This is a genomic window from Thermoplasmata archaeon (genome assembly GCA_035632695.1).
Lineage (GTDB): Archaea > Thermoplasmatota > Thermoplasmata > RBG-16-68-12 > RBG-16-68-12 > RBG-16-68-12.
Window position 1 is genome coordinate 1 of record DASQGG010000107.1, and the last position, 6,686, is coordinate 6,686.

At 66.9% G+C, this 6,686-nt stretch carries 6 protein-coding genes; 2 read left to right on the forward strand and 4 right to left on the reverse strand.

Annotated elements, in window-relative coordinates; translation table 11 throughout:
* Nucleotides 1-163: 163 nt before the first annotated feature.
* Nucleotides 164-1,399, forward strand: a complete 1,236-nt coding sequence (locus VEY12_07330; GenBank protein ID HYM39938.1) for an aromatic ring-hydroxylating dioxygenase subunit alpha — start codon at nt 164-166, stop codon at nt 1,397-1,399.
* Here the strand turns inward: VEY12_07330 and VEY12_07335 are convergent.
* Together VEY12_07335 and VEY12_07340 are read right to left on the reverse strand one after the other, a co-directional pair.
* Nucleotides 1,365-1,844: a peptidylprolyl isomerase gene (locus tag VEY12_07335; protein ID HYM39939.1), complete on the reverse strand. Its 480-nt coding sequence runs from the start codon at nt 1,842-1,844 to the stop codon at nt 1,365-1,367. The genes VEY12_07330 and VEY12_07335 overlap by 35 nt on opposite strands.
* Complete coding sequence (locus VEY12_07340; protein ID HYM39940.1) at nt 1,841-3,007, reverse strand: saccharopine dehydrogenase C-terminal domain-containing protein; 1,167 nt, start codon at nt 3,005-3,007, stop codon at nt 1,841-1,843. The genes VEY12_07335 and VEY12_07340 overlap by 4 nt, the downstream gene beginning before the upstream one ends.
* 132 nt (nt 3,008-3,139) lie before the next feature.
* Between VEY12_07340 and VEY12_07345 the strand changes: the two genes are divergently transcribed.
* Nucleotides 3,140-4,030 (forward strand): SRPBCC family protein, encoded by an 891-nt coding sequence (locus tag VEY12_07345; protein ID HYM39941.1) that lies wholly within the window; start codon nt 3,140-3,142, stop codon nt 4,028-4,030.
* Here VEY12_07345 and VEY12_07350 read toward each other — a convergent pair whose 3' ends face one another.
* Both VEY12_07350 and VEY12_07355 read right to left on the reverse strand, forming a co-directional pair.
* Nucleotides 4,031-5,596 carry an NAD(P)/FAD-dependent oxidoreductase gene (locus VEY12_07350; protein HYM39942.1) on the reverse strand — a complete coding sequence of 522 codons (1,566 nt, stop codon included), beginning with the start codon at nt 5,594-5,596 and terminating at the stop codon, nt 4,031-4,033.
* Between the two features lie 64 nt (nt 5,597-5,660).
* The coding region (locus tag VEY12_07355) for an aminomethyltransferase family protein (protein ID HYM39943.1) at nt 5,661-6,686 on the reverse strand (1,026 nt) is incomplete at its 5' end.

The following is a 6,686-nucleotide window of genomic DNA, read 5'->3' on the forward strand; positions in this document are numbered from 1 at the left end:
ACGAAAAGGTCGACGGCGGCCGCGCAGGCGAGGAACGTAGTCCTCCCGCCGACATCGGGACTTGGCAAAACGCCAACCCAGCGCGGTTTCCCTTGGCTGCGTGAATGGTTTCGGTCCACCGAAAGCTCTTAATTTCCGGGCCGCCCTGTCACGGAGGAGTCCTATGGCGCGAGTTCAGCTGAGTGGCAACCCGCGTGCACGACCGGGGGATGAGCATCTCTCCGCGAGGACCCTGCCGGGCGTGGTGTATTACGACGAGGGGGTGTTCCGGCAGGAGTTGGAGAAGCTCTTCTTCCGCCATTGGCTCAACGTCGGGCACGTCTCCCAGGTCCCGCATCCGGGGGACTTCTTCACGCACGACATCGGCACGGAGAGCCTCCTGTTCATCCGCGGGAACGACGACACGGTGCGCGGGTTCTACAACGTGTGCCGCCACCGTGGCACGCGGATCGTCACGGATGAGCGGGGGGAGAAGCTCCGCTCCATCGTCTGCCCCTACCATGCCTGGTCCTACTCGACGGAGGGTAGGCTCGTTGGCGCGCCCCACACGGACGCTCTCGAGGAGTTCGACAAGGAGGACTTTGGCCTCTACCCCGTGCGGACGGACACCTGGGGCGGGTTCATCTGGGCGAACCTGGACCCAGCCGCGCGCCCGCTGCGGGAGGAACTCGCGCCCCTCCTGAAGCTCACGGACCATTGGGACGTCGGCGCCCTCCAGCTCGGCGCCCGACACGTCTACGAGGTGAACGCGAACTGGAAGATCCTCGCAGAGAACTACTCGGAGTGCTACCACTGCGCTCCAATCCATCCTGGGCTGAACCGGGTGACGCCGTATTTCACGGGAGAGAACGACGCCTGGATGGCCCGGGGGAAGGGCGGCACGATGGCCAACGTGAACGGCGGCTTCCAGACCTTCGCCGGCGACTACACCTCGATGACCGTCTCCGGGTACACGAAGCGACCGCCTCTCAAGGGGACGACCGCCGAGGACCGCAGGCGGATCTACTATTGGGTCGTCTTCCCGAACATGTTCTTCAGCATGCACCCGGACTACCTGATGATCCACCGGGACTGGCCCCAGACCCCGACACGCTCGAAGATCGAGTGCGAGTGGTATTTCGATGCCGGGACGATGGCCGAGCCGGACTTCGACCCGAGCGACGCGGTCGACATGTGGGACGAGATCAACCGGCAGGACTGGGCCGTGTGCGAGCGCACCCAGCTCGGCGTCCGCTCGCGCGCCTGGGAGCGGGGCCGGTTCAGCGACCAGGAACCGCTCGTCTACGACCTCGACAAGGCCTACATCCTTCGGATGACGGGGAAATCGGACATGTACTCGAAGCCGCGGCCGCGCCGAAAGGGCGCTACGTCACGGAAACGAGGCGCAGGCGGAACGTGAGCCGCTTCCCGGCGAGCGGGTGGTTGAAGTCCAGCGCCACCGTGTCCGGCCCGATGCGGACGACGCGCCCGACGGCCTCCTCGCCGCCCCGCAGGTGGACCGTGAAGCTCGCGCCCAGCTTGAGTTCCCCTTCCGGGAACACGTTCCGCGGTCCCTCGATGACGAGCTCGTCCTCGTAGGCACCGTACGCCTCCTCCGCCTCCAGGGTGACGGTCTTGGTCTCCCCGGGCTCCATGCCCACGACCGCCTTCTCGAACCCGAGGATCATGTCCCCGTCCCCGATCACGAACTCGAGGGGCTCCCGATCCTCGCTGGAATCGAACTCCTCGCCGTCGTCGAGCGTCCCGCGGTAGTGGACGGTGACCTTCCGGCCCTTCGTGGCCCTCGTCGTGCCGCCCTCGATGGTCGCGGCGTACTTGAACGTGCGCGCCGACCGCGCACTCAGACCGAGTGCACGCGCTCGGTGATGTGGAGCCCGCGCTTCCGTGCTTCCTCGACGAACGACTTCGCAGGGACGCCGAGTTCCACGGAATGCGTCCCCGGAGGGATCACCCCGCGGGCCAGCATCTCGGCGGCAATCGCCGCGTGCCATCCGGTGAGCCGCTCCATGGAGGTGAACCCGGTGGCCTCGTCGTAGTAGTCCACGAGCTCGACGACCGCCTCGGCCGTGTGATCGTCCTTCATGCCGAGGGCGCGGACCCGCTCCACGCACACGTCCCGAATCTCACTCGGCGTGACCTTAGGCTCGAAGAGGGCGTGGAACACGTGCCGCGGAACCACGGGACGGCCGTCCACCTCGACGGGGTCCAACTCGAAGAGGCCCAGGTCCCGGAACGCCTGCATCTGGGCCCAATGGCCCGGGTAGCGGAGGGTCTTGTTCTGGAAGGTCTTCAGCTTCCCCTGGAAGGACCAAGGTGCCGTGGACAGCCCGCCGGGTGTGACGATCGCCTCGAGCCGGCCCAGGGGCGGGAAGTCCACGAGCTCGAACTCGGAGAAGAGGGGGACGCGCGCGACGCGGCCGTCGCGGATGAACGTGGCGTCGCCGTAGTACTCGTTGGTCAGCCCCTCCACGTTGAAGGTGAGCTCGTAGTTCCACGGGGGCCGCGGATGCTGCGGGAGTCCGCCGTCGTAGATGTACACGTGTTCGGGGACGTCCAGGAGTTCCGTCGCATAGACGCCCATCGTGATGTTCAGGCCCGGACCCATGCCGCAGTCGGGTACCATCCCGACGCCCGCCTTCCGCGCATGGGCGTTGAGTGCGAGCTGCTCGCGCACGAGGTCCGTGTTCCCGCCTAAGTCGACCATGGAGACCTTGGCCCGGAGGGCGAGCTTCGCGAGGCCGAGATTGAAGAAATACGGGACGCCGCTGAGAATGACGTCGGCGCCCCGAATGGCCTTGAGAACGGTCACGGGTTTCGTGACGTCGGCCTTGAGCGGTCGGGCCACGGCCCGGTCGGCGAGCTTGTTCACGCGGGCCGCGGAACGTTTCGCCCGGGCCAGGTCCATGTCCGCCATCACGATGTCGTCCGCGTCGCCGAACCTCGCGAAGTCGTAGGCCGCGGCCGTGCCCTGGCGACCCGAGCCGATCACCGAATACCGGTATCCCATCGTCTCGCCTCCTGCTCGCGGCAGGGCGCGTTGGAAGGGCGGGAGACGTTCTGAGCGGGCAAATAGGTTCGCGTCGATGGGTAATTACCGAGCAAGTTGAAGGGGAGCGAGCCCTTCCGCGGGCTGTCGGGCATGGCCTACGACTACGAGTTCCTCCTCCGAGTCCACGCGCCACGAGCCACGGTCTTCGAGAAGCTCCTGCGGATTGAGCACCTCGCGCGCTGGTTCTGCGGATGGTGCCGCATCGAGCCCAAGGTCGGCGGGACGTTCCGGTTTGGCGGGGAGACGTGCATTGTCCTCCCGGAGTCGCGCGGCTGGGAGACCACGATCGACGAGGGCGAGACCTTGCGGAGATTCGCGTTCACCTGGCCGATCCGGGACGCCACCACGCGGGTGGCCTACGAACTCGAGGATGCGGGGCCGGAGGCCAGCCTGCTCCATGCGCGCCACTCCGGCGTTCCGCTCAAAGACGCCGCGGGCGGGACGATTCAGGATGCCTGGAGGATGTGCCTCGGCAACCTGAAATCCATCGCGGAAGGACGCAGCGACAGCGTGCGGCCGGACCACACACCGCCCTCGACCGCGGAATTGCGGTTGTCCAACCTCGTCGAGGCGACGCCCGTGCGGGTCTTCGATGCCCTGACGAACGCTGCGCAGCTGGACCATTGGTCCACGGGTGGCGTGCCCACGGGCAAGGCGCGAATCGAACCTCGGACCGGGGGGGCGTTCTCCATGGGCTGGGAGGGCGGTCCTGACCGGGTGCTGGAGATCAGCCCGAACCGACGTCTCGTCCTCCGATGGCCGCAGCCCCAGGGAAACCTGCGCATCGCGTTCGACCTGGAGGCGAAGGCGAGCGGCACCGCGGTCTACCTCGTGAGTACGGGATACGGCCCGGGTGGGTCTGCGGAGATCCCGCATCACCGCGGTGGTTGGTCCGATCTCCTCGTCTGCCTGAAGAACTTCATCGAGGGCGGGGACGCGGGGTTCGCGAACGCCTACAGCGCCCAGGTTCGGGAAACGTGATCATGGGCCGCGCTTGACGTGGGGCCAGTCCTCGAGGACGGCCATCGCGGCGTTGTGCCCGGGCGCCCCGAGGACGCCACCTCCGGGATGGGCGCCCGCACCGCAGAGGTACAGGCCTGCAATCGGAGTGCGGTAGCGCGACCACCCGGGCACGGGTCGGAAGGAGAACATCTGATAGGGGAAGATCGCACCGTGGAACACGTCCCCGCGGGTCAGGCCGTATTCTCGCTCCATGTCCAGCGGTGTGATCCATGTCTTGGCCAGGACGATCTTGCGAAGGTTCGGCGCATACGCCTCGAGGCAATCAAGAATCGCTTCCGCGAACCTCTCGCCCTCCGTGTCCCAGCTCCCGCCCGCGAGTTCGTAGGGGGCGAACTTGCACGACGCGGTAAGAGTGTGCATCCCCTTGGGCGCGACCGTCGGATCCACGGTCGACTGGAGGACGAGCTCAATGTACGGGTCCCTGGACCAGCGACCGTGCACCGCGTCCTCGTACGCCCGCTCCAGGTAGTCGAGGTCCGGGGCGATGTCGATGATCCCCTTGTGGTGGAGCTGGAGGTTCGTGCCCGGGACCGCGGAGAAATCCGGCAAGTCCCTCAATGCCAGATTCAACTTGAACGAAGATGGCTCCATGCGGTATCGCTGGATCGCATGGACGAAGTCGGGCGGCAAGCGGTCCTTCCCGACGATCCCGAGGAACGTGCGCCTGGGGTCCAGGTTGCTGAGCACGACCTGAGACTCGAGCTTCCGCCCGTCCTCGAGTTCGACGCCCCCGGCGCGCCCATCCCGGATCAGGACCGAGGACACGCCCGCGTTCGTGCGGATCTCTGCGCCGAAGTGCCGCGTCGCGTTCGCTAGCGACTGGGTGATGCCGCCCATCCCGCCTTTGGCCCAACCCCACACACCCTTCTGCCCGTTGATGATGCCGATGCTGTGGTGGCCGAGCACGAAGGCGGTGCCCGGCGTGCGCGGACCCGCGAGCGTCCCCGAGACCGCGCTCGTCCCCAGGGACACCTTGACCTGCTCCGATTCGAAGAAGTCGTCGAGGAGGTCCTGGACGGACATGAGGAGCGTCTTGCGGATGAAGTCCTCGGCCTCCGGCGTGGTCACGAGCTGCGCAAGGTCCGCGAGGCTCACGGGCGGGGCGAGCATCGTGGGCTCCACGAGCTCCGCGAATTCTTCCCAGAACGCATCGTACCGGGGCAGGGCGTTCGCGTCTGCCTCGGAGAACTTCGCGACCTCCCGGCGGTTCCATGCCGGGTCGGGACGCCACAGAATGTGGCGTCGATCGGGAAACGGGAGGAACATCGCCGGGTCGTGGACATGCTCCTCGAGCCCGAACCTCGCGAGCTGGAGCTCCTCCTTGATTTCCGGCCGGAACAGACCGCATGTGTAGGAGAGGCTCGAGACGCGGAAGCCCGGATGGATCTCCTCGGTCACGCACGCGCCGCCGACAATTCGGCGGCGTTCCAAGACGAGGGTCTTCAGGCCCGCCTTTGCGAGGTACGCCCCTGCTACGAGCCCGTTGTGACCCGCGCCGACCACAATCGCGTCATACGAGGCCATGCGTTCGCGCCCCGAGGAGCCGACCGCCCAATAAAGCCGTTTCCCTGCCGGCGGGTCGAGCCTCTCACGCCCTCTTCCGCGGAGGGTCGAAGAAGGGCCTCTTCACAGCCGTCGCGGGGGCGCGCCTGCGTTCGTCCTCGACGGAGACCTCGATCTCGACCGCGCTCCCGGGTAGCGCGTAGGAGGCTTCCACGGTCGCGAGCACCAAGTACTTCTTCAACAGGGGCGACCACACCCCGCTCGTCGCGTGCCCGATCTGGCGCAAGCCTGCGTAGACGGGCACCTTGGCTCGCCAGGGAACGCGGGGCGGCTCCGGAGGAAGACCAAGCTCCGCGTAGTACCGCTCCATGGTTCCCCAGTCCACCTCCATCCCGACAATCCGCCGTGGCACGCCGCGTCGGTGTTGCTCGACGAGTGCGGTCCGACCCGTGAACGACGGCTTCCGGAGGTCCACGGCCCAGTCCAAGCCCAGCTCATACGGTGTGTACCGCTGGCTATCGATGATCGCCGTTCGGGCGGGCACGTAGTCGACCTCTGCGAGGATGAGACCCGCCTCGATGCGCGCCATGTCCAGCGCCACGAGCCCGGCAGGCGTAAGCCCGTAGCCCTTGCCGTGGGCCATGAGGGTGTCCCAGAGCCGCAAGGCGTATGGCTCCGGGGTCCACACCTCGTAGCCAAGGTCCCCCGTGTAGCCCGTGCGCGACACCGTGACCGGGATGCCTTCGAGCTGGGTCTGCGCGAAGCGGTAGTACCGCAGCTTCTCGACGACACCGTCCCCGACCGAGGAGAGAATCGCACGCGACATCGGACCCTGGATCGCGAGTGCAGCGATACGCTCCGAATCGTCGACGATGTCCACATCCATGCCGTACGCGCACTCTTCGAGCCAACCCACATTGGACTCGGCCGAAGTCAGGTCCCAACCGCCGCTGCCCAGGTTCCACACGGTCCCATCGTCCACGGTGTGGCCCGAGTCGTCGCACCAGGGGGTGTACATGATCTGGCCCGGACGGCACTTGGACGCGTCCCGCGTGATCAGCTGGTTCACGAGCCGGAACGCATCCTTCCCCGTGACGCGGTACTTGAACAA